The 21,988-nt window shown below is 73.7% G+C and carries 21 protein-coding genes and 1 tRNA gene; 10 read left to right on the forward strand and 12 right to left on the reverse strand.

The annotated features are described in order from the left end of the window. Positions 1-62: 62 nt before the first annotated feature. Positions 63-1,274, forward strand: coding sequence for a pyridoxal phosphate-dependent aminotransferase (locus tag ACZ4FH_RS11830; RefSeq protein ID WP_383643835.1), 1,212 nt, complete (start codon positions 63-65; stop codon positions 1,272-1,274). Between the two features lie 317 nt (positions 1,275-1,591). Here ACZ4FH_RS11830 and ACZ4FH_RS11835 read toward each other — a convergent pair. Continuing rightward, a tRNA-OTHER gene (locus ACZ4FH_RS11835) sits at positions 1,592-1,678 on the reverse strand. A 33-nt stretch (positions 1,679-1,711) separates the two neighbouring features. After that, positions 1,712-2,443, reverse strand: a complete 732-nt coding sequence (locus ACZ4FH_RS11840) for a DUF7873 family protein (RefSeq protein ID WP_467304103.1) — start codon at positions 2,441-2,443, stop codon at positions 1,712-1,714. A gap of 170 nt (positions 2,444-2,613) precedes the next feature. Between ACZ4FH_RS11840 and ACZ4FH_RS11845 the strand changes: the two genes are divergently transcribed. Beyond that, on the forward strand, positions 2,614-3,126 hold the full coding sequence (locus ACZ4FH_RS11845; RefSeq protein ID WP_467304105.1) for a DUF3574 domain-containing protein: 513 nt from the start codon (positions 2,614-2,616) through the stop codon (positions 3,124-3,126). Positions 3,127-3,163: 37 nt separating this feature from the next. On the opposite strand, the gene ACZ4FH_RS11850 is transcribed toward ACZ4FH_RS11845, so the two are convergent. Then, a complete protein-coding gene (locus ACZ4FH_RS11850; RefSeq protein WP_467304444.1) occupies positions 3,164-3,673 on the reverse strand; it encodes an HXXEE domain-containing protein in 510 nt (169 codons plus the stop codon). A 144-nt stretch (positions 3,674-3,817) separates the two neighbouring features. On the opposite strand from ACZ4FH_RS11850, the gene ACZ4FH_RS11855 reads away from it, so the two are divergent. Continuing rightward, a complete protein-coding gene (locus tag ACZ4FH_RS11855) occupies positions 3,818-4,408 on the forward strand; it encodes a TetR/AcrR family transcriptional regulator (RefSeq protein ID WP_467304106.1) in 591 nt (196 codons plus the stop codon). 68 nt (positions 4,409-4,476) lie between these two features. Continuing rightward, positions 4,477-4,785, forward strand: a complete 309-nt coding sequence (locus tag ACZ4FH_RS11860; RefSeq protein WP_467304107.1) for a hypothetical protein — start codon at positions 4,477-4,479, stop codon at positions 4,783-4,785. A gap of 20 nt (positions 4,786-4,805) precedes the next feature. Here ACZ4FH_RS11860 and ACZ4FH_RS11865 read toward each other — a convergent pair whose 3' ends face one another. The 3 genes from ACZ4FH_RS11865 to ACZ4FH_RS11875 all read right to left on the reverse strand — a co-directional run bounded on the left by ACZ4FH_RS11865 (position 4,806) and on the right by ACZ4FH_RS11875 (position 10,168). Then, a complete protein-coding gene (locus tag ACZ4FH_RS11865) occupies positions 4,806-6,092 on the reverse strand; it encodes an SWIM zinc finger family protein (RefSeq protein WP_467304109.1) in 1,287 nt (428 codons plus the stop codon). Continuing rightward, the gene (locus ACZ4FH_RS11870) at positions 6,089-9,031 is read right to left on the reverse strand and encodes an SNF2-related protein (RefSeq protein WP_467304110.1); all 2,943 of its coding nucleotides are present in this window, start codon (positions 9,029-9,031) and stop codon (positions 6,089-6,091) included. Before ACZ4FH_RS11870 ends, ACZ4FH_RS11865 begins: the two co-directional genes overlap by 4 nt. A gap of 198 nt (positions 9,032-9,229) precedes the next feature. Further along, positions 9,230-10,168: a slipin family protein gene (locus ACZ4FH_RS11875; protein WP_467304112.1), complete on the reverse strand. Its 939-nt coding sequence runs from the start codon at positions 10,166-10,168 to the stop codon at positions 9,230-9,232. 270 nt (positions 10,169-10,438) lie between these two features. Between ACZ4FH_RS11875 and ACZ4FH_RS11880 the strand changes: the two genes are divergently transcribed. Next, positions 10,439-10,783, forward strand: a complete 345-nt coding sequence (locus ACZ4FH_RS11880; protein WP_467304113.1) for a hypothetical protein — start codon at positions 10,439-10,441, stop codon at positions 10,781-10,783. A gap of 55 nt (positions 10,784-10,838) precedes the next feature. Here ACZ4FH_RS11880 and ACZ4FH_RS11885 read toward each other — a convergent pair whose 3' ends face one another. Together ACZ4FH_RS11885 and ACZ4FH_RS11890 are read right to left on the reverse strand one after the other, a co-directional pair. Then, a complete protein-coding gene (locus ACZ4FH_RS11885) occupies positions 10,839-11,534 on the reverse strand; it encodes a class I SAM-dependent methyltransferase (protein WP_467304115.1) in 696 nt (231 codons plus the stop codon). 78 nt (positions 11,535-11,612) lie between these two features. Continuing rightward, on the reverse strand, positions 11,613-12,824 hold the full coding sequence (locus ACZ4FH_RS11890) for a PucR family transcriptional regulator (protein WP_467304446.1): 1,212 nt from the start codon (positions 12,822-12,824) through the stop codon (positions 11,613-11,615). Positions 12,825-13,007: 183 nt separating this feature from the next. On the opposite strand from ACZ4FH_RS11890, the gene ACZ4FH_RS11895 reads away from it, so the two are divergent. The 3 genes from ACZ4FH_RS11895 to ACZ4FH_RS11905 are packed head-to-tail and all read left to right on the forward strand — an operon-like array spanning position 13,008 to position 17,032. Further along, positions 13,008-13,922, forward strand: coding sequence for an SGNH/GDSL hydrolase family protein (locus ACZ4FH_RS11895; protein WP_467304116.1), 915 nt, complete (start codon positions 13,008-13,010; stop codon positions 13,920-13,922). Positions 13,923-13,925: 3 nt separating this feature from the next. Continuing rightward, positions 13,926-15,917, forward strand: a complete 1,992-nt coding sequence (locus tag ACZ4FH_RS11900; protein ID WP_467304118.1) for a hypothetical protein — start codon at positions 13,926-13,928, stop codon at positions 15,915-15,917. 38 nt (positions 15,918-15,955) lie between these two features. After that, positions 15,956-17,032 (forward strand): tyrosine-protein phosphatase, encoded by a 1,077-nt coding sequence (locus ACZ4FH_RS11905; RefSeq protein ID WP_467304119.1) that lies wholly within the window; start codon positions 15,956-15,958, stop codon positions 17,030-17,032. Positions 17,033-17,081: 49 nt separating this feature from the next. On the opposite strand, the gene ACZ4FH_RS11910 is transcribed toward ACZ4FH_RS11905, so the two are convergent. Then, entirely contained in the window at positions 17,082-18,236 is a 1,155-nt protein-coding gene (locus tag ACZ4FH_RS11910) for an ADP-ribosylglycohydrolase family protein (RefSeq protein WP_467304120.1), read from the reverse strand. Between the two features lie 44 nt (positions 18,237-18,280). Here ACZ4FH_RS11910 and ACZ4FH_RS11915 point away from each other — a divergent pair, with 44 nt between their 5' ends. Further along, entirely contained in the window at positions 18,281-18,583 is a 303-nt protein-coding gene (locus tag ACZ4FH_RS11915) for a DUF6343 family protein (RefSeq protein ID WP_467304122.1), read from the forward strand. Positions 18,584-18,593: 10 nt separating this feature from the next. On the opposite strand, the gene ACZ4FH_RS11920 is transcribed toward ACZ4FH_RS11915, so the two are convergent. The 3 genes from ACZ4FH_RS11920 to ACZ4FH_RS11930 all read right to left on the reverse strand — a co-directional run bounded on the left by ACZ4FH_RS11920 (position 18,594) and on the right by ACZ4FH_RS11930 (position 20,672). After that, entirely contained in the window at positions 18,594-18,962 is a 369-nt protein-coding gene (locus ACZ4FH_RS11920; RefSeq protein ID WP_467304124.1) for a tetratricopeptide repeat protein, read from the reverse strand. A gap of 101 nt (positions 18,963-19,063) precedes the next feature. After that, positions 19,064-19,669 carry a dephospho-CoA kinase gene (gene coaE, locus ACZ4FH_RS11925; protein ID WP_467304125.1) on the reverse strand — a complete coding sequence of 202 codons (606 nt, stop codon included), beginning with the start codon at positions 19,667-19,669 and terminating at the stop codon, positions 19,064-19,066. Between the two features lie 64 nt (positions 19,670-19,733). Further along, the gene (locus ACZ4FH_RS11930) at positions 19,734-20,672 is read right to left on the reverse strand and encodes a PAC2 family protein (protein WP_467304126.1); all 939 of its coding nucleotides are present in this window, start codon (positions 20,670-20,672) and stop codon (positions 19,734-19,736) included. A 333-nt stretch (positions 20,673-21,005) separates the two neighbouring features. On the opposite strand from ACZ4FH_RS11930, the gene ACZ4FH_RS11935 reads away from it, so the two are divergent. Beyond that, positions 21,006-21,968 carry a right-handed parallel beta-helix repeat-containing protein gene (locus ACZ4FH_RS11935; RefSeq protein WP_467304127.1) on the forward strand — a complete coding sequence of 321 codons (963 nt, stop codon included), beginning with the start codon at positions 21,006-21,008 and terminating at the stop codon, positions 21,966-21,968. Positions 21,969-21,988 lie beyond the last annotated feature (20 nt).

Here is a 21,988-nt window from a genome sequence, read left to right on the forward strand (position 1 = left end):
TTGGACTTTCCAAGCCCGAGCTTGGTAAAACCAAGTATCGCAATCGGGTCGGGAGGCACGGCATGGAGTTCCGCCAGTCCAGCAAGCTCAACGAGGTCTGTTACGAGATCCGGGGCCCGGTCATCGAGCACGCCAACGCGCTGGAGGAGGCGGGTCACAGCGTGCTGCGCCTGAACACCGGCAATCCGGCGCTCTTCGGCTTCGAGGCGCCGGAGGAGATCGTCCAAGACATGATCCGGATGCTCCCGCAGGCGCACGGCTACACAGACTCGCGCGGCATCCTCTCGGCCCGCCGGGCCGTGGCGCAGCGCTACCAGGCGATGGGGCTGACCGATGTCGGCGTCGACGACGTCTTCCTCGGCAACGGGGTGTCCGAGCTGATCTCGATGGCGGTCCAGGGGCTGCTGGAGGACGGCGACGAGGTGCTGATCCCGTCCCCCGACTATCCGCTGTGGACCGCGGTGACGACGCTGGCCGGCGGGAAGGCCGTGCACTACACGTGCGACGAGTCGGCGGACTGGAACCCCGATCTGGCCGATATGGCCGCGAAGATCACCGACCGCACCCGGGCCGTCGTGATCATCAACCCGAACAACCCGACCGGTGCCGTCTATCCGCGCGAGATCCTGGAGGGCATCCTCGATCTGGCCCGCAGGCACGGTCTGATGGTGTTCGCCGACGAGATCTACGACCAGATCCTGTACGACGACGCCGAGCACCACAGCGTGGCGGTCCTCGCCCCCGATCTGGTCTGCCTCACCTTCAGCGGGCTCTCCAAGACGTACCGCGTGGCCGGGTTCCGCTCCGGCTGGATGGTGGTGTCCGGCCCCCAGCAGCACGCGCGCAGCTATCTGGAGGGGCTGACGATGCTGGCGTCGATGCGGCTGTGCCCCAACGCGCCCGCGCAGTACGCGATCCAGGCGGCGCTCGGCGGCCGGCAGTCGATCCGGGAGCTGGTGGTGCCCGGGGGCAGGCTCTACGAGCAGCGCAACCGGGCCTGGGAGAAGCTGAACGAGATCCCCGGGGTGTCGTGCGTGAAGCCGAAGGGCGCGCTGTACGCCTTCCCGCGCATCGACCCGAAGGTGCATCCGATCGTCGACGACGAGAAGTTCGTCCTGGACCTGCTGCTGCGCGAGAAGATCCAGGTCGTCCAGGGCACCGGTTTCAACTGGTCACGGCCCGACCACTTCCGGATCCTGACCCTGCCGCACGCCGACGACCTCGACGCGGCGATCAGCCGTATCGGGCGCTTCCTGGCCGGGTACCGGCAGTAGGGGCCGGGCGGCGGGAACGGGAGCGGACCCGGGGGCGTAGCCGGCCCCCGGGCCCTGTGATTGCCGCCTGTCTCGCACGCCGGCACTTTTAAAGGTCCCGTGTCAGTTTGATGTCGTCGCGTCCTGCCTTTAGACGACCGCGGACCGAAGCTCCACGGGCCGGAGTCGAACCGGCATCTCGACGCCCACGGGCACGGGCCCGGTTGATCCGGCGATAGGCGGCGCATGCTGAATCTGGAGCAAGAGTCTGAGATTGATCGCGGCCGCCTCTGCCATTTGGGCCACCCCGGCCCGTATCCGTACGAGAGGTACGGAAGTGCCGGGGGGAGGACTCGAACCTCCATATGCACCGCGTCGTCACGACAAACTTCAGTGTCAGCTTTGCGCTCCTCGCGCACCCCGGCGGCTTCGACAGCCACCGGGGAATCCATGGTCGGTCACCCGAACAGGTAACCGAAGACCGCGTCACCCACCCGTCGGTCCGTCACCTCCACGCCGTTGGCCTCCTCGCGGGCGAACTTGACCGCCTGCTGGAGCTTCTCCACCCGGTCCAGCAGCTCGTTGATCCGCCGCGCGGGCAGGGCTCCGGAGAACTTCACCGTCGTCCAGTACCCGATCGGGACGTCCTCGTAGTAGACCTCGACCTGGGCCGGGTGCTTCTCGGTGGCCTCCGCCTTCACGTGGTTGCGGGGCACCTTCTTCGTCCGCAGGGTCCGCACCGGCTCGGTCTTCCAGGCGTCCGTGGACGGGTCCTGGCTCCACGCCTCGGAGGCGTCGAGCACCGGCAGCTTGCGCACGAAGGTGTTGAGGTCCGTGAGCTGCTTCTCCAGGAAGAGGAGGTACGAGACGGGCACCGCGCTCACCAGCACGCGTCCCTCGACGGTGATGTCGGCGCGGGCCTCGCAGTTCGCCCAGTCCTTCGTGGCGGTGACGTCGAAGAGCCGGGTCAGGGTCGCCGCGGTGTCCCGCAGCACGTCCTCGGCCTTGATCTGCACCAGGGTCGACTCGGGCGGCAACTGCTCGCCCTCCTCGTCCTTCGGCTGGTACGTCCGGGAGATCCCGGCCAGCAGACCGGCCTTCTGGAGGCCGTGATGCGCCGCCGTCAGGTCCTGGTGAGCCTTGGACTTGACGCCCTTCTCCACTGCGATGATCTGATTGAGTTTCGCCACGTCAGGGACGCTAGCAAGGTCAACCCTGGGGCCACCAACGGTTTTTGCCCGCCCGATCGGGTGGATTCGGTGTGCCGTCCCCGCCGTGGCGCCTCCGGGCCGGTGCGGCTTGCCACAGTGGGCCGCGCGCCTGCGCGCCCCGCCCCGCACCCGGAACGAAGGGTTCCCCCATGCCCCGTCCCCACCTCCTCCCCCGTACCGAAGCCCGTCCGCGTACGCGCCGCCGCGCGGCGCTCGCCGCCGCCACGGCCGGACTCGCGGTCCTGGCCGCCGGCACGCCCGTCGCGTACGCCACCCTGGGCGCCGACTCCCCCGCCGACCCCCGCCCCGCGACGTCGACCGCCTCGCGCGGCAAGGCCTACATCGAGACGCGGCTGCTGTTCGGCACCGAACGCCCGGACGGCGGGCCCGCCGTGACGGACCGCCAGTTCATGGACTTCGTCGACGAAGAGGTCACCCCGCGCTTCCCCGACGGGCTGACCGTCCAGGACGGCCGGGGCCAGTGGCGGGACTCGCACGGGGTCGTCGAGCGCGAGCGCAGCTACGAGCTGACGCTGCTCTACCCGGCCTCCGAGGCGCGGCAGCGCGATCCGCAGATCGAGCGGATCCGCACCGCCTACGAGCGGGCGTACGCGCAGGACTCGGTGGCCCGGGTGGAGGAGCGCACGACGGTGGACTTCTGAGCCCCGGCCGGACCGGCGGACGCCGCACCCGCCCGCGTCAGGCGTCCCCGTTCCGCGGTCCGCCCAGCACACGGGCCGCGGCGTGCGCGCCCAGCACCGCGACGGGCAGGAGCACGAGACCGGCGGCCGTGCTCCGGCCCCCGCCGGTCTCGATGCCGGCCGCCCGGAGCCGGCGCAGCGCCCACAGCGAGTACGGGACGACGACGGTCGGCGCGGTGACGACCCCCGGGGTGTAGCCGCCGTACGCCGCCGACTGCGCCACATGGACCGCCCCGTGCACGCCGAAGCCGATCAGGACACTGCGGAAGAACGGGCTGCGTCCGCCGGTGCGCGCGCCGTCCGCGGCCGCGGCGGCGATCAGGCAGCCCATCAGGCCGATGGCCGTGCCGACCTCGCGCCGGGTGAGGTCGGTACGGCGCCAGACCCGCTCCGGCACGGCGGGCAGGCGCTTCCTGAGCCTCGGCCGCGCGGTGCGCAGCCAGCCCGTCGTCGTGACGATCTCCTCCAGGTCGTTGGCCGCCCAGGCGGCCAGCAGCCCCCAGGTCACCGCCCCGGACACCCGCGCGTTCGTACGCCCGGCCATGAGTACCCCCTCGGTCGCTCGGTGGTCCCGCCCGGCCACGGTGTCGGGCGGCATCTCCGCGAGCATATAATGCAACGCAACGTCGCGTTGCATTTCTCTGGAGGCACCATGCCGGACCCGACCGCGCCCCACCGCCCCGGCAAGGGCCCCCGGGCCGCCGAGGCGATCCACGAGGCCACGCTGCGCCTGCTGGCCGAGCGCGGGTACGCCGGGCTGACGATCGAGGCCGTCGCCCAGGAGGCCGGGGTCAACAAGACGACGATCTACCGGTGGTGGCCGTCGAAGGCCCCCCTGCTGCGGGCCGCGCTGCTGCGCTCCCGGGCCCTGGACGTCTCGGTGCCCGACACCGGCTCGCTGCGCGGGGACCTGATCGCACTCACCGGGCAGATCGTGGCGCTGGTGACGGGGGCGCGCACCCAGTCGCTCGTCCGGGCCATGACGGCGGGAACGGGACTGCCCGACGACGAACTCGCCGCACTGACCCAGGATTTCTTCGCCGACCGCTTCTCCCGGGAGCAGCCGGTGTTCGCACGGGCCGTCGCACGCGGTGAACTCCCGCCGGACGCCGACCCGATGCTGCTGCTCGACCTGATCGCCGGAGCCGTGTGGATGCGGGCCCTGCTGCGGAACCTGCCCGTTCCCCCGGATTTCGCGGCGGCCGTCGTGGACGCGGTCCTGCCCGCCCGGCGCACCGGCTGAGCCATCGGGTACTGTGCCGGCTCCGGTGCCGGGGGGCACCGGACGCCGACCGGCAAGGAGCAGACCGCATGGGCGCGCCCGTACGACAGTTCACCGCGACGAACGAGCGGGGGGAAGCCTTCACGGTCAATCTGGAACGCGACTTCCGGTACGACCCCTACCGCGATTTCCTCGTCTGCACCCACTGCGACTGGTCGCCCTCGCTCCTGACGACGCGGCGCATCGACGCCATGGCCGGGGAGCATCTGTCGAGCGCCCACGGCGCGGGCGGGGCCCTCGTGCAGCAGGAGGACGCGTCCTTCCGCAGGGCGAGACTGATCGTGCTGCCCCTCGTCGCCGTGCTGTTGATCGTGCTGCTGGTCGTCGCGAGCGGCTGACGGCGCGCGGCCGGCCCGGGTCAGCCGGCGCCGGTCAGCTCCAGGAGCGCGCCCACCGGATCGGCCGCCGGGGCGGCCCGGGGCCACCACGCGTCCGCGCCCGGTTCGGACTCGTAGCCGTACCACCGGCCGTCGTGGCCGAAGCGGAGCTGGAGGGTGCCGCCGGGGTGGGTGAGGTGGTTGTGCCACGGCTGGAAGCGGGGCCAGCCGGCCGCCGCGAGGGCGGGGCGGGCCCGGTCGAAGGGACCGGCCGGGGGGTCCCAGGGCGTTTCCAGGACGGCCAGCCCCGCGGGTCCGCCCTGGCGCCAGGCGGCGACGGCGCGGGCCAGATCGGTGGTGGTGCGGCCGGTCGCGGAGGCCAGCTCCCGGTAGAGGGCGCGGGTGGTGGCGGTGAGTCCGGCCGTGGGACGGGCCGCCGCCTGCCGGACCGCGTCCTGCCAGGCGGTGAGCCCGGCCACCGGGTCGGTGCCGGTGGTGAGCAGGGCGTGGGCCCGCTCGGCGGCGTCGGTGGCCAGCTGGTCGAGTCCGAGGGGATCCCGCGCGCCCGGCAGCTCCGGATAGGCGGGCGGGCGGCCCGGATGCGGGTCCACCGGAAAGGGCGCGGGCAGCGGCGGCAGGAAGCGGTCGGCGTAGGCCTCGTCCGCGGATACGGAGGGGGCGGCGGGCGCGGCGGGCCGCTCCCGCGCGGAGTGTGCCGCGTTGCGGTGGCCCAGGTCCGCCAGCAGCTCGCGCTCGCCCCGGCCGCGGAGCAGCAGCAGGACGAACGGGTCGGCGTCCAGGAGCCGGGCCATCTGGTAGCAGAGGGCCGCCACGTGCTTGCAGGGCCGGCCGTGGTCGGGGCAGGTGCAGGTGGGGTCCAGATCGTCGGCCGCGGGGAGCAGCGCGATGCCCTGGGCGGCGGCCGTGTCGGCCAGGGAGTGCGGCATCTCCTTGGCGAGCAGGGCGGCCAGGTGCCCGGGGCGCTCGGCCACCGCGCCGAGGAAGGTCTCCCAGTCGGGGTCGCCGAGGGTGCGCAGCCGCAGCTCGGCGCGGTAGGGACGGGGGCGGCTGCCGTGCACGTACGCCACGACGCGGCCCGGGGTGACGGTGATCGCGGCGACGTTCCCGCTGTCCGCGTACGCCCGCCCGCGGGCCAGCCTCGGGCCGTCCGTCGAGCGGGATTCCAGGGCCGTCACCCAGGCCCGGCCCCACCAGCTGTCCGCGAACGGCTCGTCGTCCCCGGTGGTGCGGGCGGGCACGGCCTCGAAGGTGCGCCGCAGGTCGTCCGGGCCCGGCCGGGGGCGGACGGCGGGCGGGCGGGGACTCATGACGGCCTCCGGAGGGAGACGAGGTCGGCCAGGTCGCGGTCGCTCAGCTCGGTCAGGGCGGCCTCCCCGTGGCCGAGCACGGCATCGGCGAGGGCCCGTTTGGCGAGCAGCATCTCGCCGATGCGGTCCTCGACGGTGCCCTCGGCGATCAGCCGGTGCACCTGGACGGGCTGGGTCTGGCCGATGCGGTAGGCCCGGTCGGTGGCCTGCTCCTCCACGGCCGGGTTCCACCAGCGGTCGTAGTGGACGACATGGGAGGCGCGGGTGAGGTTGAGGCCGGTGCCGGCGGCCTTGAGGGAGAGCAGGAAGACGGGGACCTCGCCCGCCTGGAAGCGGTCCACCATCCGCTCCCGCTCGGCCACCGGTGTCCCCCCGTGCAGCAGCTGGGAGGGGATCGCGCGGGCGGTGAGATGGGCGGAGAGCAGCCGGGCCATCGTCACGTACTGGGTGAAGACGAGCACCGAGCCGTCCTCGGCGAGGATCGTGTCGAGGAGTTCGTCGAGGAGGGCGAGCTTTCCGGAGCGCCCGTGGAGGCGGGCCGGCTCCTCCTTCAGATACTGCGCGGGGTGGTTGCAGATCTGCTTGAGCGAGGCGAGCAGCTTCATGATCAGGCCGCGCCGGGCGATGCCCTCGGACGCCTCGATGTACGCCATGGTCTCGCGGACCGTGGCCTCGTAGAGCGTGGCCTGTTCCCGGGTGAGGAAGACCGGGTGGTCGGTCTCCGTCTTGGGCGGCAGCTCCGGGGCGATGCCGGGGTCGGACTTCCGGCGGCGCAGCAGGAAGGGGCGGACCAGCCGGGAGAGCCGTTCGACCGCTTCGTCGTTGGCGAGGCCGGCGGCGGTGCCGGTGTTCTCCGCGGCGCGGGCGTGGCGGGCCCGGAAGGCCTTGAGGGGGCCGAGGAGCCCGGGGGTGGTCCAGTCGAGGAGGGCCCACAGCTCGGAGAGGTTGTTCTCGACGGGGGTGCCGGTGAGGGCGACGCGGGCCGGGGAGGGGATGGTGCGCAGCGCCTTGGCGGTGGAGGAGTGCGGGTTCTTCACGTGCTGGGCCTCGTCGGCGACGATCAGCCCCCAGCGGTGGGCGGCCAGCTCGGCGGCGCTGGAACGCATCGTGCCGTAGGTGGTGAGGACGAAGCCGCCGTCCGGTTCGGCGAGGGTGCGGCCGGTGCCGTGGAAGCGGCGGACGGGGACGCCGGGGGCGAAGCGGTTGATCTCCCGGTGCCAGTTGCCCAGCAGGGAGGCGGGGCAGACGACCAGGGTGGGGGCGGGGTGGGCGCGGTGGAGGTGGAGGGCGATGAGGGTGATCGTCTTGCCGAGGCCCATGTCGTCGGCGAGGCAGCCGCCGAGGCCGAGCGAGGTCATCCGGTCCAGCCAGGCCAGTCCGCGCAGCTGGTAGTCGCGGAGGGTGGCGTCGAGGCCGGGCGGGGGCGCGATCGTGGCGGTGTCGTCGGTGATCCGGGCGCGCAGCTCGGCGAGGGCGCCGACGGGGACGGCCTCGACCTGCTCGCCGTCCACCTCGGCGGTGCCGGTCAGGGCGACGGCGAGGGCGTCCACCGGGTCGAGCAGGCCCAGCTCCCGTTTGCGCGCCTTGCGGACGAGCGCGGGGTCGACGACGACCCACTGGTCCCGCAGCCGCACGACGGGGCGGTGGGCCTCGGCGAGCACGTCCATCTCCGCCTCGGTGAGCTTCTGGTCCCCGAGGGAGAGCTGCCAGTCGAAGGAGAAGAGCTGTTCGGCGTCGAAGAAGGCGGTGCCGTCGGTGGCGGATCCGGGTGCGGGGCGCACGACCGCCGCCGCGGTGAGGGAACGGGCCAGCTCCCTGGGCCAGTGCACGCTGACCCCGGCCGCCGCGAGCCGCGCGCCGGCCGCGCCCAGCAGGTCCTGGAGCTCGTCCTCGGCGAGGGCCAGCACATCGGGGACGGGCTGCTCCAGCAGTCGTTCCAGCGGGGGCCAGACGCGGGCGGCGCGGCGCAGCGCGAGAACGGCGTCGATCCGGGAGCGGGGGCCGAAGGGCTCGCCCGCGGTGCCGCTCCACAGGGCCGCGGCGTCGACGACATAGGTGGGGTCGGCGAGGCTGTGCACCTGGGTGACGGCCGCCCCGGCGTGCCGGGCGGGAGCGGTCCCGGCTCCGGTGGCCTCCGGGGCGTCGTCCCCGTGGGCCCGGGTGGTGTCGAAGAGTTCGTGCGCCGAGAGGTCCAGGCGCAGGGACACCCGCACGCCCGCGTCGAGCCCGGAGGCGACCTCCACGGCCCATTCCCGGGCGCCGGGCAGCTGCCGGGCATCGCGGGCGGCAAAGGGGGCACCCATGGCGAACGCGGCGGCGGGGGTGCGGGGCAGGGTGTCGGCGACCGCGTCGAGGAAGGCGGAGACCAGGGCCTCGGGGTCGGGGAGGCGGAGCGGGGAGCGGCCGGGGACGGGCACGGCGTGGCCCTCGGGGGGCAGGGCCGCCGCGACGGCGCGCAGATGGGCGACGTCCTCGGCGTCGCGCGGTCCGGCCCGCCAGGCGTCGTGGTCGTCGGCCGTCAGTCCGGGGAGCAGCCGGCCCCGGGCGACCAGATGGAGCGCGTGGAGCGCGGCGGCGCCCCAGCAGCGGGCGGCCGGGTGGGCGGAGCGCAGACGGCGGGCCCGGACCAGCAGGGGCAGGGCCTCGGCGACGGGCACGAGCACGGCGGGGACGCTGTCCGTGCGCGGGCCGCCTCCGCCGTCCGGGCGGCGGACGACCGTGATCCCGGCGACCCGGACGCCCGACCCGTCGGCCTCGGCCCGCTCGGCCGTCCCGTCGGCGCGCGCTCCCCAGATGCTGTCCGGGTCCACCGGCGCGTCCCCCTCGGGGTCCCAGAACGCGATCACGCCCCGGCGCGGGAGCGGGTCGGGCAGGAAGACGGCGGCGCGGCGCAGCAGCCGGCCGACGGCCGCGTCCCGCGACGACGGTGCGGTGTCCACCCTGTCTCCCTCCGGTTCCGGCCGGGCCCGCCGGGCCCGTGCGTCCTGTTCTCCGTGCCTGGTCAGCGCGGACGTCCTCGGAAACACTCCGACTCGCGAGTCTAGGCGGGGGGTCCGACAACGGTCCGGCCGCCGCCGGACCCGCAGCTCGTACGGGGCCGGCGGCGGCCGGGTTCTCGGGGCAGGGCTCGGACCGCGTCAGTGGCGGACGAGCGGGGGCGAGGGCTTCGGCGCCACGGTCCCCGCGCGGTTCGCCCTCCCCGCGGTCCCGCGGGGCTTCAGGTGCACCCTGGGGTTCGGGGACCCCGCGGAGGCGCGGGGACCCGGACGGGGCGCGGGCGGCTTCTCGGGCAGGGCGTCCGGCTGCGCGGGCTGCGCCTGCTGGGCCCGTTCCAGGAAGCGCAGCAGCTCCACCGGGAACGGCAGCACCAGCGTGGAGTTCTTCTCCGCCGCCACCGCCACCACGGTCTGCAGCAGCCTCAGCTGGAGGGCCGCCGGCTGCTCGGACATCTGGGCCGCCGCCTCGGCCAGCTTCTTGGACGCCTGGAGCTCCGCGTCGGCGTTGATGACCCGGGCCCGCCGCTCACGGTCGGCCTCGGCCTGCCGCGCCATGGAGCGCTTCATGGTCTCCGGCAGCGAGACGTCCTTGATCTCGACCCGGTCGATCTGCACGCCCCAGCCGACGGCCGGGGAGTCGATCATCAGCTCCAGGCCCTGGTTGAGCTTCTCGCGGTTGGAGAGCAGATCGTCCAGATCGCTCTTGCCGATGATGGAACGCAGCGAGGTCTGGGCCATCTGCGAGACGGCGAACCGGTAGTCCTCCACCGCGACGACGGCGCTCGCCGGGTCGACCACCTTGAAGTAGATGACCGCGTCCACGCGCACGGTGACGTTGTCCCGGGTGATGCCGTCCTGGGCCGGCACCGGCATGGTGACGATCTGCATGTTGACCTTGCGGAGCCGGTCGATGCCGGGGACCAGCATGGTGAACCCGGGGCCGCGCACATCGTCGCGGAGCCGCCCCAGCCGGAGCACCACGCCTCGTTCGTACTGCTTGACGACGCGGGCCGCCGCAGCCGTGTACACGGCGACCGCCGCGATGACCGCGATCACCGCGATCAGGAGCACCTGGACCATGACGGCCCCCTGCCAGCCGGAGGAACCGGCACACCGGAGGTACCGGAACGTACGCCTCATGCCCTCTCGGGCCTACTACCACGGTATGCCCCATGCGGACACCGGGCGAACGGCTGTCCGTTCCGCCGTCCCCCGCCCGGCGGCCTCCCGGATGCCGGGCCCGCCGGCAGCGGGCAGGGTGACCAGCGTCAGCACGTCCCGCCGTGGCGCACGGGGAGGCGTGACGGAGTGCGTACGGATGAGCCGGACGAGACAGACGAGGACCCGCCCATGCCCGTGATCGACCACCGCCGCCGCCGTCTCGGCGTCGCCGCCCAGGCCGTGCTCCTCACCCTCACCGTCGCGGGCTGCTCAGGCCTCGGCCGGACCGCGGTCGGCCCGGTCACCTACACGACGGAACGGGATGCCGTGATCCAGGTGAACAGCCCGTCCGTGAAGGGCTGCCACCGGCTCCTGCCGGGTGCCAGGGAGGTCTCCAACGGCACGCTGATCGACATCATCCTGTACCGCACACGGGACTGCACCGGGCCGGGCACGACCTATCTCGCGACCACCTTCTCCGACGTGAAGGCGCCCAGCGCGCTGCCCTGGCGCAGCTTCAGCACCGTCCACTGACCGGGGAACGGCAGACGCCCCCGGGGCCCGCCGCGGAACGGGTCCCGGTCCGGCGTCACACGGGCAGGGCGCGCACCCACACCCCGTCGTCCGTGAGATAGCGGTCCACCCGCAGGCCGGCCGCCTCCAGATGGCCCTCGAACTCCTCCCGCGTCAGAGGGCGCGCGAGGAAGGTCTGGGTCCACCGGGCGTCGTCGAAGTCGTACTCCGCGCGCACCGAGCGCACGCCGTCGCCGACCGGCTCCGAGGAGACGATCCGGGTGGTGTACCCGGCGGGGTGGACCCGCTCGCGCGGCAGGTCCGCGTGGTAGTCCTCGCCCTCGCGCTGGAACAGGACCACTCCGCCCTCGCGCACATATCTGCGGCAGGTGCGCAGCAGCCCGTCCCGGACACGGGGGTCGCCCGCGTGGACGAGGAACGAGGCCAGCATCACCACGTCGAAGGTCTCGTCGCCGAGGTCGAGGGATTCGATGGGAGCGCACACCGTCCGCGCCCCGCGCACCCGCTCCAGCATTCCCGCCGACTCGTCCACCGCGGTGACGTCGAAGCCCCGGGCGAGGAGGGGATGGGTGACCCGGCCCGCTCCGCAGCCCAGTTCGAGCATGCGCGCGCCGGGCGGGACCGCCGCGGCGATGACGTCGGGTTCGTCGCCGACGGCCAGGCGGGTGTACAGCTCGACGGCGCAGCCGTCCGGGGTGATGTCGCCGGGGCCCGTCCCTGAATATCCCTCACGTACCAGTTGTCCGCTCATACCCGGCCGAACGAACGGTCGAACGAGGGCGTTCCCTCCCCCGGGCTGCTTCCCCCGAAGGAGGAGTTCCGCCGCGGGCTACACGGAACGGCGGGCGACGAGGGCCGCGTTGAGGTGCTGGAGGTCGGCGGGGCGGGCCGGGGAGAGGCCGGTCAGTCCGTTGATGCGGCGGATCCGGTAGTCGACCGTGTTGGGGTGGACGTGCAGGGCGGCAGCGGCGGCCCTGCGGTCCAGGCCGTGGGCGAGATACGTCTCCAGGGTGTGCAGCAGCTCGGGTTTGGCCTCCAGCGGGGAGAGCAGTCGGGCCAGTCCGTCGAGCGCCTCGCTGGGCCGGCTCAGCTGGTACTCCAGCAGGACGTCGTCGAGCCGGTAGAGGCCCGCCGGCCGTCCGGTGCGGGCGACGAGTCCGACGATCTCCGCGTTGCGGGCCACGGCCGCCGGCACCGCCCCGGGCTCGACGGTCTCCGCCGCCGCGGTGACGGGCACCCCGGCCGCGAGGGCGGCCTCCTCGACCAGTCCGCACAGCCCGCCCGGCCCGTTCCAGGGCGGCGGCTCGGCCACCGGCAGCAGCACGGTGCCGCCGCCCGCGTCGAGCGCGGTCAGCGCCGGAACGCCGCAGAACCGGTCCAGGGCGGTGCGGATGCGCCGGATCTTGCGCCGGGCCGCCACATCGGCCCCGGACCCGGGCGGCTGCCCGCGCTCGTCGTCGTGCGGGCCCAGGTCCAGCGTCATCGTCAGATAGCGGGCGGCGGGCCGCAGTCCGGTGCGCCGGGTGAAGCGGTCCAGGTCCTCACCCGCCAGGAGGGCCGCCATCAGGGCGTGCCGTCCGCCGTGCTCCTGGCTGTCCAGGATCTGCCGGGCCTCCAGGTACGCGCCGCTCACGGCGGAGGTCAGCTGCTGCTGGAGGACCATGATGCGGTCCATGATCTCCAGCACGGCGGGGAGGTCGCCGGGGCCCGCGTCCCGCGCGGTCTCCTCCCAGCACATGGCGATCCCCACCTGGTACGCGGTGAGGATGGCGTCCAGCGGCACGCCCTCCTCGGCACGCTGGGCGGAGGAGTCGCGCTGCTGGGCCAGTTCGGCGTCGGTGGCCGGTCTGCGCTGCTCGACGACGTCCGCGAAGAGCCGCAGATTGTGCTGGACGATGTCCGCGATGTCGCCCGCGATCTCCTCGTGGGGCAGTTCCGCGTAGACCGGCAGATCGCTCAGGAGCCGGGCGACGACCCGCGCGGTCAGGGCGGGGACCCGGGCCCGCAGCCGGCCGGCCACCGGGTGTCCGCCGATGCGCAACGGCCGCGGGTCGGCGCCCCGCCGGGCCCCGGCCCCGTCCGCACAGGAGGACCGCTCTTTGTCACGCGTCACAAAAGCCCCCGTGGAAGTCTGCGTTACCCACCAGTTAAACGACGGCGTTCGAGTCTGCATGATGACCGGCGACACACGCCATGCCCCGCCCGCCCCACACCGGAGGACGCCGTGAACCAGTCGTACAGCAAAGCACTCTGCCGGATCGTCAGAAGCCGTGGCGCACGGCTCTCGGTGGCGGCGGCGGCCCTGGCCGGACTGGCGGTCGGCACCGGGGCGCCGGGGGCCTCGGCGGCCACCGACGACGCCGTTTCGTACGTCGCGCTCGGCGACTCGATGGCCTCGGGCCCGCTGATCCCCGACATCACCGGACCGGTCGCCTGCGGACGCTCCACGCACAACTACGCGCACGAACTGGCCGCGAGCATCGGGGCGTCGCTGCGCGACGTCACCTGCAGCGGGGCCAAGTCCAAGCACATGACGGAGAAGCAGTCGCTCTCCCTGCTGGACATCCCGATGGGTTCGGCGCCGCCGCAGTTCGACGCGCTGCGCGCGGACACCGGTCTGGTGACCCTGACGATCGGCGGGAACGACGCCGGGCTGGTCGGCATCGCCCAGGACTGCATGCAGCTCGACCCCACCGCCACCCCCTGCAAGGACAAGCTGACCGAGGGCGGCGTCGACCAGGTCGCCCAGCGCATCGCCGAGTTCGGGCCGCGCCTCGGAGCCGTACTGGACGGGATCCACCAGCGTTCGCCGCAGGCCCGGGTCCTCGTCACGGGCTACGGCCTCTACATCAAGCCGGGCGGCTGCTGGCCGTTGCAGCCGGTGCTCCCGGTGGACGCCGACTACCTCCAGGGCAGCGTCGACCGGATGAACGCGGTGATCGCCGAGCAGAGCGCCGCGCACGGCGCCGAGTACATCGACGTGGCCACGCCGAGCAAGGGCCACGACGCCTGCCAGGTGCCCGCCGACCGGTGGGTCGAGGGCTATGTGCCGACCGCGCTCGCCGCGCCGCTGCACCCGAACAAGCAGGGTGAGGCCGCCTACGCGCGGATCATCGGCGCGCACCTCCAGGGGAGCTGACCCGTGCGGCAGCGGATGCTCCACGGACTGCTCGCGGCGGCGCTCGGCGCCGCCGCGCTCCTCGCCCCGCCCGCCCACGCGGCCCCGGCGGCCCCCTCTCCGGCGCGGGGCTGCGACCCGCTGGCACCCGAGGAGTGTCTGCTGCCGTTCCCCAACGACTGGTACACCCGGCCGGACCCGCGCACCGACACGGGCCGCCGGGTGGCCTTCGACACCGCCGTGCTGCCCCGCCCGGTGACCGGGCTCCCCGTCGACCCCACGGCATGGAACCGGAGCGACGGCTTCTCGCCGGGCTCCACGCTCATCGCCCGGATGCCGGGCCTCGACACGGAGACGACCGGCGCGGCGCCCCTCACCGACATCGGGCGCTCCCTCGACCGGGACGCCCCGGTCGTCCTGCTGGACACCACCACCGGCACACGGTGGCCGTACTGGGCGGAGCCCGACTCCAACGCCACCGATCCGGCGCGGCGCGCGCTGCTGATCCACCCGGCGCGCAACTTCCTCGACGGACACCACTACGCCGTGGCACTGCGCGGGCTCAAGGACGGCGCGGGCCGGCTCCTGCCCGTACCCGGGGCGTTCGCGTCGGTGGCCGGGAAGCGGCTGCCCGCGCACCATCCGCTGCGCGCCCGGCAGGACGCGCTCGCCCCGGCCCTCAAGGCGCTGCGCGGGGCGGGGGTGCGCGGCGAAGGGCTCCAGCTGGCCTGGGACTTCACCGTCGCCTCCACCCGGAGTCTGACCGGTGACCTGTTCACGATCCGCGACGACGCGTTCCGCCGCCTCGGCGGCCGCTCCCCCGGTTTCGCCGTCACCGGCGTCACCGACTTCACCGAGGCCCAGGACGCCAGGATCGGGCGCGAGGTCACCGGGCGGATCACCGTGCCCGGCTATCTCTCGCTGCCCGGCGGCCCGCCCGGCTCGGTGCTGAACCGCGACGGATCCGGCGTACCGCGCCGGCTGCCGCTCTCCACCCAGACCGCCGAGTTCCGCTGCGAGATCCCGCGCTCGGCCTTCCGCACCCCGTCCCGTCCCTCGCTCTACGGGCACGGGCTGCTGGGCTCCCGCAACGAGGTGGGCGCGGGCAACGTCAAGGACATGGCCGCCGAGCACGGCTTCACCTTCTGCGCGACCGACTGGATCGGCATGGCCAAGGACGACATCCCCGTCGTCCTCGCCGCGCTCGCCGATCCGGGCCTCTTCCCGGCGGTCCCCGAACGCAGCGAACAGGGCATGCTCAACGCGCTGTTCCTCGGCCGCGCCCTGATCCATCCCCGGGGCCTGACCGGCGACCCGGCGTTCCGCACGGCCGACGGCCGCCCGCTCCTGGACGTCCGGCACGGTCTCGCGTACGACGGGAACAGCCAGGGCGGCATCCTGGGAGGCGCCCTGGTGGCCGCCTCGCCGGACATCCGGCGCGGGGTGCTGGGCGTCACGGCGATGAACTACGGGCTGCTGCTCAACCGCAGCGCCGACTTCGCGCCGTTCCAGCAGGTCCTGGACGTGGCCTACCCGGACAAGCTGCGCCAGCAGCTCGTCCTCCAGCTGTTCCAGATGGTGTGGGACCGCGGTGAGACGAACGCGTACGCGAACCATCTCACCGACCGCCACCAGGTGCTCATGCACATCGCGTACGGGGACCACCAGGTCGCGAACGCCGCGGCGGACGTGGAGGCGCGCACCATCGGCGCCCGGCTGGTGTCCCCCGCGCTCGCCCCGGGGCGGAGTCCGGACACCGTCCCGTACTGGGGCATCCCCCGGATCGACGCGGACCGGCTGCCCCACCGGGGCTCGGCCATGACGGTCTGGGACAGCGGCACCCCGACGCCCCCGCTCACCAACACCCCGCCCACCGGGCCCGCGTACGGGCACGACCCGCACGAGGACCCCCGCAACTCGTCCGCCGCACGACAGCAGAAGGCCACCTTCCTGACCACCGGCCGTGTCATCAATGTCTGCGGCACCACCCCGTGCACCGCCACACCGACCTCCTGACGCCTCCCCTGCCCCACAGGGAACTGACAAGGAGCACCATGCGTACGCACCGCATCGCCGGAGCCGCCCTCGCGGCCGCCCTTCTCGCCGGCACGGCCCTGGCCCCCTCGGCGTTCGCCGCGCCGCCCGCGGCCGCCGCCACCGCCCAGGCCGCCGTCCCGTTCACCTCGGCCACCGCCGTGCGCGCGGCCGACGGCGGTCACACGCTGTCCTGGGCCTCCCCGGCCGCCTCGGTGACCGTCACCGCCGTCACCGCGCCGGACGCCACCACGGGTGTCGCCCTCGGCACGGCGCCGGGCACCGGCTCGCTGACCGTTCCGGCCGGAACGCTGCCCGAGGCGGGCCGCTGGTACTTCCGGCTGGTCCCGGACGGCGGCACTCCGCTGGTCGTCGCCGACCGCTCGCTCGGCCTGGAGTCCGCCCGCAACTTCCGCGACATCGGCGGCTACCGCACCACGGACGGGCGCTGGGTGCGCCCCGGGCTGGTCTACCGCTCCAACAAGCTGAACAAGCTCACCGACGCCGAGCAGCAGCGGCTCGTCTCCCAGCGCCTCACGCTCGACATCGACCTGCGCAACGTCCAGGAGCGCAAGGACGACCCGGACCGGCTGCCGGCCGGTGTGACGTACCAGGTCGCCGACGTCGTCTCGCTGAGCCACGGCATCCGCTTCCACGACTCGGCGCTGATGACGCTGGCCCAGGCCCTCGCCGCCGGTCTCTTCTCCGGCTCCTCGGATCTGGGCCAGTCCATCGGCTACCCGTTCATGGTCAACTTCGTGGGCGCGGACTACGCCTTCCGGGATCTGGTGACCGCCGTCGCGAACAACTCCTCGGGGTCCACGGTCTTCCACTGCAGCGCCGGCAAGGACCGCACCGGCTGGGGCACCGCCGTCCTGCTCACCCTGCTCGGCGTTCCGCGCGCCACCGTCGAGGCGGACTTCCTGGCCAGCAACCAGTACACGGGTGATCCGAAGGCCGTCGAACTCAGCTGGCTGCGCGCGGCGTTCGACGAGGTCGACCACATCTACGGCGACTTCGACACCTATGTGCGCGACGGGCTGAAGCTCGACGCGGCGACCGTGCAGAAGCTGCGGGACAAGATGCTGACCGCCTGAGCGGGCCGGGCGGCGGGGCCGGGGCCGGGAGGGCCCCGGCCCCGCCGTCTCAGCAGCCCGGGTAGCGCCCGTCCGGCCAGTCGACGGGCCGGCCGAACTCCAGCGCCAGATCGTCGGCCACCTCGGCGATCACCGCCCGCCCTTCGGTCCGCACCAGCCAGGAGGGCGGCAGATGCTCCTCGCCGTGCCGGGCGCCGAGGAGGTTGCCGCAGACCGCGCCGGTGGAGTCGCTGTCGCCCGAGTGGTTCACCGACAGCAGCAGCGCCTCCCCCGTCTGGTCGGGGCGGGGCAGGACGAGCGCGCAGTAGACGGCGATGGCCAGGGCCTCCTCGGCGACCCAGCCGGCCCCCAGGGTCTCGACCTTCTCGGCGCTCGGTCCTCCGCGCCCGGCCAGGTCCACGGCGGCCCGCAGCGCCGCCGTCGTCTCCTCGTGCCCGGGGTGGCGGGCCAGCAGGTCCATCGCCCGCAGCACGGCTCCGGGCAGCGAGTCGCCCTCCAGCAGGTGGGCGGTGACCGCCGCCAGCGCCCCGGCGGCGTGGGCCCCGGTGGGGTGGCCGTGGGTGAGCTGCGCGCAGCGGGCGGCCAGGGCGAAGGCCTCCGCCGCGTCCTGCCCGGTCAGTCCGAAGGGCGCGGAGCGCATCACGGTGCCGCAGCCCTTGGATTCGCTGTTGACCGGTCCGCGCGCGCCGACGGGGGCGCCGGGATCGGGGACGTGCCCGGAGGCGAGACCGGTGAGGCAGGCGTTCCCCGGGGCGCGGCGCGCGTACAGCCAGGGCTCGTGGCGCAGCCGGCCGGTGCGGATCTCGTCGTCGCCGCCCCGGACGGGCGGCGCGGGGTGGTTCTGGGTGTCCAGCCAGCGCAGGTAGGCGTTCCTGAGGACCGTGGTCTCGGCACCGCCGATGCCCTTGGTCCGCGCGCGGACGTGCGCCCGGATCAGGCCCTCCGCGGTGAAGAGGGTCATCTGGGTGTCGTCCGTGACCCGGCCGGTGACGCCGTCCTCGTCGGGGGTGAGTCCCCGTACGCCCTCCTCGCCGTGCGCCCGGCGGATGCCGGCCAGGGACAGGAACTCCACCGGATTGCCCAGCGCGTCCCCGATCGCCCCGCCCAGCAGACAGCCGCGGATCCTCGCCCGGCGGCCTTCGGTGTTCCCCCACGCTGTGCCGTTCACGGCCCCGCCCCACTCTCTCCCGTCGGAACGCCGCATCGATGGCGTCGCGGGTCCATGCTGGTAGGAGAGGCGAGGGAGCCATGCGTACCGGTAATGAACCGACGACCGCCCGCAGCCCTCTGCGGATGCGGCTCTGGCTGAGTCTATGGGGCCTGGCCTGGGCGGTCTTCGGCGTGACGGCGTTCGCCGTGACCGGCCGTCCCGGCTGGGCCGCGGCCTGCGGGGTCCTGCTCGCCCTGGTCCTGGTGGATCTGGCCGTGGTCGTCCACCGTCTGCACCAGGGCGCGCACTACCAGCCGGGCCGTAGGGTCCCGCCGTACGAGCCCGACCACGGCGACGGACGGACGCGGGAGGCGGGGCGGCGGCAGCCGTACGGGCCCTGAGCGCCCGGCATCAGCCCTCCGGGTCGAAACGGGCCGCCCGCAGATACTCCGGGTTCGGGTCCAGCGCCGCCGCGAGCCGGAAATGGCGCCTGGCCCGCTCGGACTGCCCGGAGCGCTCGAAGGTGCGGGCCAGCGCGAAGTGCGCGAACGCGTTGTCCGGCTCCCGCTCCAGCACCAGCTCGAACTCCAGCTCCGCCGGGCGCAGTTGCGCGGCCGCGAAGAAGGCGCGGGCGCGCAGCAGCCGGGCGGCGGTGTTCTCCGGATGGTGGGCGATCACCGAGTCGAGCAGCCGCACCGCGCCCCGGGGGTCGCGCGCGGCCAGCAGGTGCTCGGCCGCGCGGAAGTCGATGACATGGGTTTCCGGGTTCCGTTCGGGCACAGTCGCTTCCTTCCTCGGCCACCGCGGGGCGCACGCCCCCGCCGACCGGTGAACGCCGCCCCGGCGGCCGGTATTCCGCGGACGGGAGCGGCCCGGACCGCTCAGCCGCCGGCCCCGGACCGGCGGGTCAGCTCCGTCCAGACCTCGCGGACCCGGGGCTCCAGCGCCTCGATGGGCCCGTCGTTGTCGATGATCAGATCGGCGACGGCCCGGCGCTGCTCCCGGGTGGCCTGGGCGGCCATCCGGGCCCGCGCCTCCTGCTCCGTCATGCCGCGCAGCCGGACCAGCCGGTCGAGCTGGGTCTCCGGCGAGGCGTCGACCACCACGACCAGGTCGTACAGCGGGGCGAGGCCGTTCTCGGTGAGCAGGGGCACGTCGTGGACGACGACCGCGCCGGGATCGGCGGCCGCCTCCAGCTCGGCCGAGCGGGCGCCCACCAGCGGGTGGACGATCGCGTTGAGCGCGGCCAGGCGCGCGGGGTCGGCGAAGACGATCGCCCCGAGTCCGGGCCGGTCCAGGGTCCCGTCGGGGGCGAGGACCCCGGTGCCGAACTCCTCGACGACGGCGGCGAGCCCGGGGGTCCCGGGCTCCACGACCTCGCGGGCGATCCGGTCCGCGTCGATCAGCACGGCCCCGTAACCGGCCAGCAGCCGGGACACTTCACTCTTGCCGGCGCCGATACCACCGGTCAGGCCCACTTTCAGCATGAGCGGCAGCTTAGGGCCTGCGGGGAGTTCCCCGTACGGGCCGGTCGCACCGGACCGGTGGCCGTCAGCCGTCCCCCTCGCGCTCGGCGAGGAAGCGCTCGAATTCGAGGCCGATCTCGTCGGCGGAGGGCAGGTCCACGGGCTCGGCGACCAGATTGCCGCGCGTCTCGGAACCGGCGACCGCGTCGTACTGGTGCTCAAGGCCCTCGACGAGCGCGACCAGTTCCTCGTCGCCCTGGTCGACCTGGCGGGCGATCTCCGTCTGGGTGCGGTGCGCCTCGGTGCGCAGCGCGTGGGCGACGGTCGGCAGGACGAGGCCGGTCGCCGCCGTGATCGACTCCAGCGCGGTGAGCGCGGCGTCGGGGTAGGGCGAGCGGGCCACGTAGTGCGGCACATGGGCGGCGACGCCGAGCACATCGTGTCCGGCCTGCATCAGCCGGTACTCCACGAGGGCGGCGGCGGAGCCGGGCACCTGCGCCTCGTCGAAGGGGCTGCGGTGGCCGGGCATCAGATCGGTGCGGTTGCCGTGCGGGGTGATGCCGACCGGGCGGGTGTGCGGGACGCCCATCGGGATGCCGTGCGCGGTGACCGAGAGCCGGACGCCGAGCCGCTCCACGATCTCCTCCACGGCGGCGGCGAACCGCTCCCACTCGACGTCCGGCTCGGGACCGGACAGCAGCAGGAAGGGGGCGCCGGTGGCGTCCTGCACCACGCGGACCTCCAGCACCGGGGTCTCGTACGCCGACCAGCGGTCGCGCTTGAACGTCAGCAGCGGGCGCCGTGCGCGGTAGTCCACGAGACGGTCGTGGTCGAACCGGGCCACGACCTGGTGGGGCAGCGAGTCGATCAGCCCGTCGACGATCTGCTCACCGGTCTCGCCCGCGTCGATGTACCCCTCGAAGTGGTAGAGCATGACCAGGCCGGCCGACTCCTGGGCGAGCGCCATGTCGACGACAGCCAGGCCCTTCGGCTCCCATTCGTACAAACTCTGCGGATCAGGCACGGTTACCGCTCCTCCTTGTGTTCCTGAAGAAGAACGTCCCGAGGGGCGCGGGCATTCCCTTCCGTGCCCCTTCCCCTCACGTGTACCCACGCATCCGGGCGCGCAGTGCCCCGTATGCGAAGTGTGCGTCAGCTCCCGGCGTACCGAAGGGCGTTCGTCCGGCGGCCGCCCTCGCGCCCAGGACACGCACAGCGCGTTCCGGGCAATGGTCCAGACCTTGACATGAACATCCCCCATCCCTACCGTCACTGGGCAGCGAAGTTCAGAGTCTCGCCCCACATTCATGTACGAGAACCTGCTGGACGCCCCTCTCACCCACGGGAAGGCACCCCCATGCGCACCCGCACGCTGCTCCCCGCCCTGGCCGCCGCCGCGCTCGCCACCACCGCCCCCGGTCCCGCCTCCGCCGCGCCGGCGAACGCGGCCCCGGTCATCGAGGTGACGACCGCCTCCCAGCTCAAGGCGGCCCTCGCCTCGGTCGCCCCGGGCGGCACGATCCATCTCGCGGACGGCACCTACACCGGCAACTTCAAGGCGTACACCCCCGGCACCGCCTCCGCCCGCATCACCCTCACCGGCTCGGCCGGGGCCGTCCTCACCGCCGGCGGCGGCTACGGACTGCACCTCAACGGCGCCTCCTACTGGACGGTGGAGGGCGTCACGGTCACCGGCGGCCAGAAGGGCATCGTGACCGACGGCGCCGACGGCGTGGTCATCGACTCCGTCACCGTGCACGACCTCGACATGGAGGGCGTGCACTTCCGCTCCTCCAGCAGCGACGGCGTCATCCGCGGCTCCCGGATCTACGACACCGGGCACAACGGACGCGGCATGGGCGAGGGCGTCTACGTCGGCACGGCCGGGGACCTCTCCGACCGCAGCGACCGGGTCCAGATCCTGGACAACGTCATCGGGCCCGGGGTCGGCGGCGAGAACGTCGACATCAAGGAGGGCACCACCGGGGCCCGGGTCATCGGCAACACCTTTGACGGCAGCGGCCTCACCGGCGCCAACTACGACGACTCCTGGGTCGATGTGAAGGGCAACGGCGTCCTCGTCGAGGGCAACCACGGCACCCGTACGACCAACAACGGCTACGAGACCCACACCCAGCAGAGCGGCTGGGGCTGCGGGACCGTCTTCCGGAACAACACCTCGGACCTGTCCGGTGCGACGGGCGACAAGCGGATCGCGTTCAACATCACGAACTACGGCGCGAACTGCCCCACGACGGTCTACGCGAGCAACACCGTGACCGGCGGCAACGGACTGACCAACATCGCCGTCACCCCCTGATCCCCGGCCCGGACGCGCGT

The sequence above is a fragment of the Streptomyces sp. NPDC024555 genome (assembly GCF_055559335.1).

Bases quoted from the DNA above. Each gene is read 5' to 3' on its own strand.
- ACZ4FH_RS11830 (WP_383643835.1), top strand. From the start codon at position 63: ATGGAGTTCCGCCAGTCCAGCAAGCTCAACGAGGTCTGTTACGAGATC.
- ACZ4FH_RS11845 (WP_467304105.1), top strand. From the start codon at position 2,614: ATGCCCCGTCCCCACCTCCTCCCCCGTACCGAAGCCCGTCCGCGTACG.
- ACZ4FH_RS11855 (WP_467304106.1), top strand. From the start codon at position 3,818: ATGCCGGACCCGACCGCGCCCCACCGCCCCGGCAAGGGCCCCCGGGCC.
- ACZ4FH_RS11860 (WP_467304107.1), top strand. From the start codon at position 4,477: ATGGGCGCGCCCGTACGACAGTTCACCGCGACGAACGAGCGGGGGGAA.
- ACZ4FH_RS11865 (WP_467304109.1), bottom strand. From the start codon at position 6,092: ATGAGTCCCCGCCCGCCCGCCGTCCGCCCCCGGCCGGGCCCGGACGAC.
- ACZ4FH_RS11875 (WP_467304112.1), bottom strand. From the start codon at position 10,168: ATGGTCCAGGTGCTCCTGATCGCGGTGATCGCGGTCATCGCGGCGGTC.
- ACZ4FH_RS11880 (WP_467304113.1), top strand. From the start codon at position 10,439: ATGCCCGTGATCGACCACCGCCGCCGCCGTCTCGGCGTCGCCGCCCAG.
- ACZ4FH_RS11885 (WP_467304115.1), bottom strand. From the start codon at position 11,534: ATGAGCGGACAACTGGTACGTGAGGGATATTCAGGGACGGGCCCCGGC.
- ACZ4FH_RS11905 (WP_467304119.1), top strand. From the start codon at position 15,956: ATGCGTACGCACCGCATCGCCGGAGCCGCCCTCGCGGCCGCCCTTCTC.
- ACZ4FH_RS11910 (WP_467304120.1), bottom strand. From the start codon at position 18,236: ATGCGGCGTTCCGACGGGAGAGAGTGGGGCGGGGCCGTGAACGGCACA.
- ACZ4FH_RS11915 (WP_467304122.1), top strand. From the start codon at position 18,281: ATGCGTACCGGTAATGAACCGACGACCGCCCGCAGCCCTCTGCGGATG.
- coaE (WP_467304125.1), bottom strand. From the start codon at position 19,669: ATGCTGAAAGTGGGCCTGACCGGTGGTATCGGCGCCGGCAAGAGTGAA.
- ACZ4FH_RS11935 (WP_467304127.1), top strand. From the start codon at position 21,006: ATGCGCACCCGCACGCTGCTCCCCGCCCTGGCCGCCGCCGCGCTCGCC.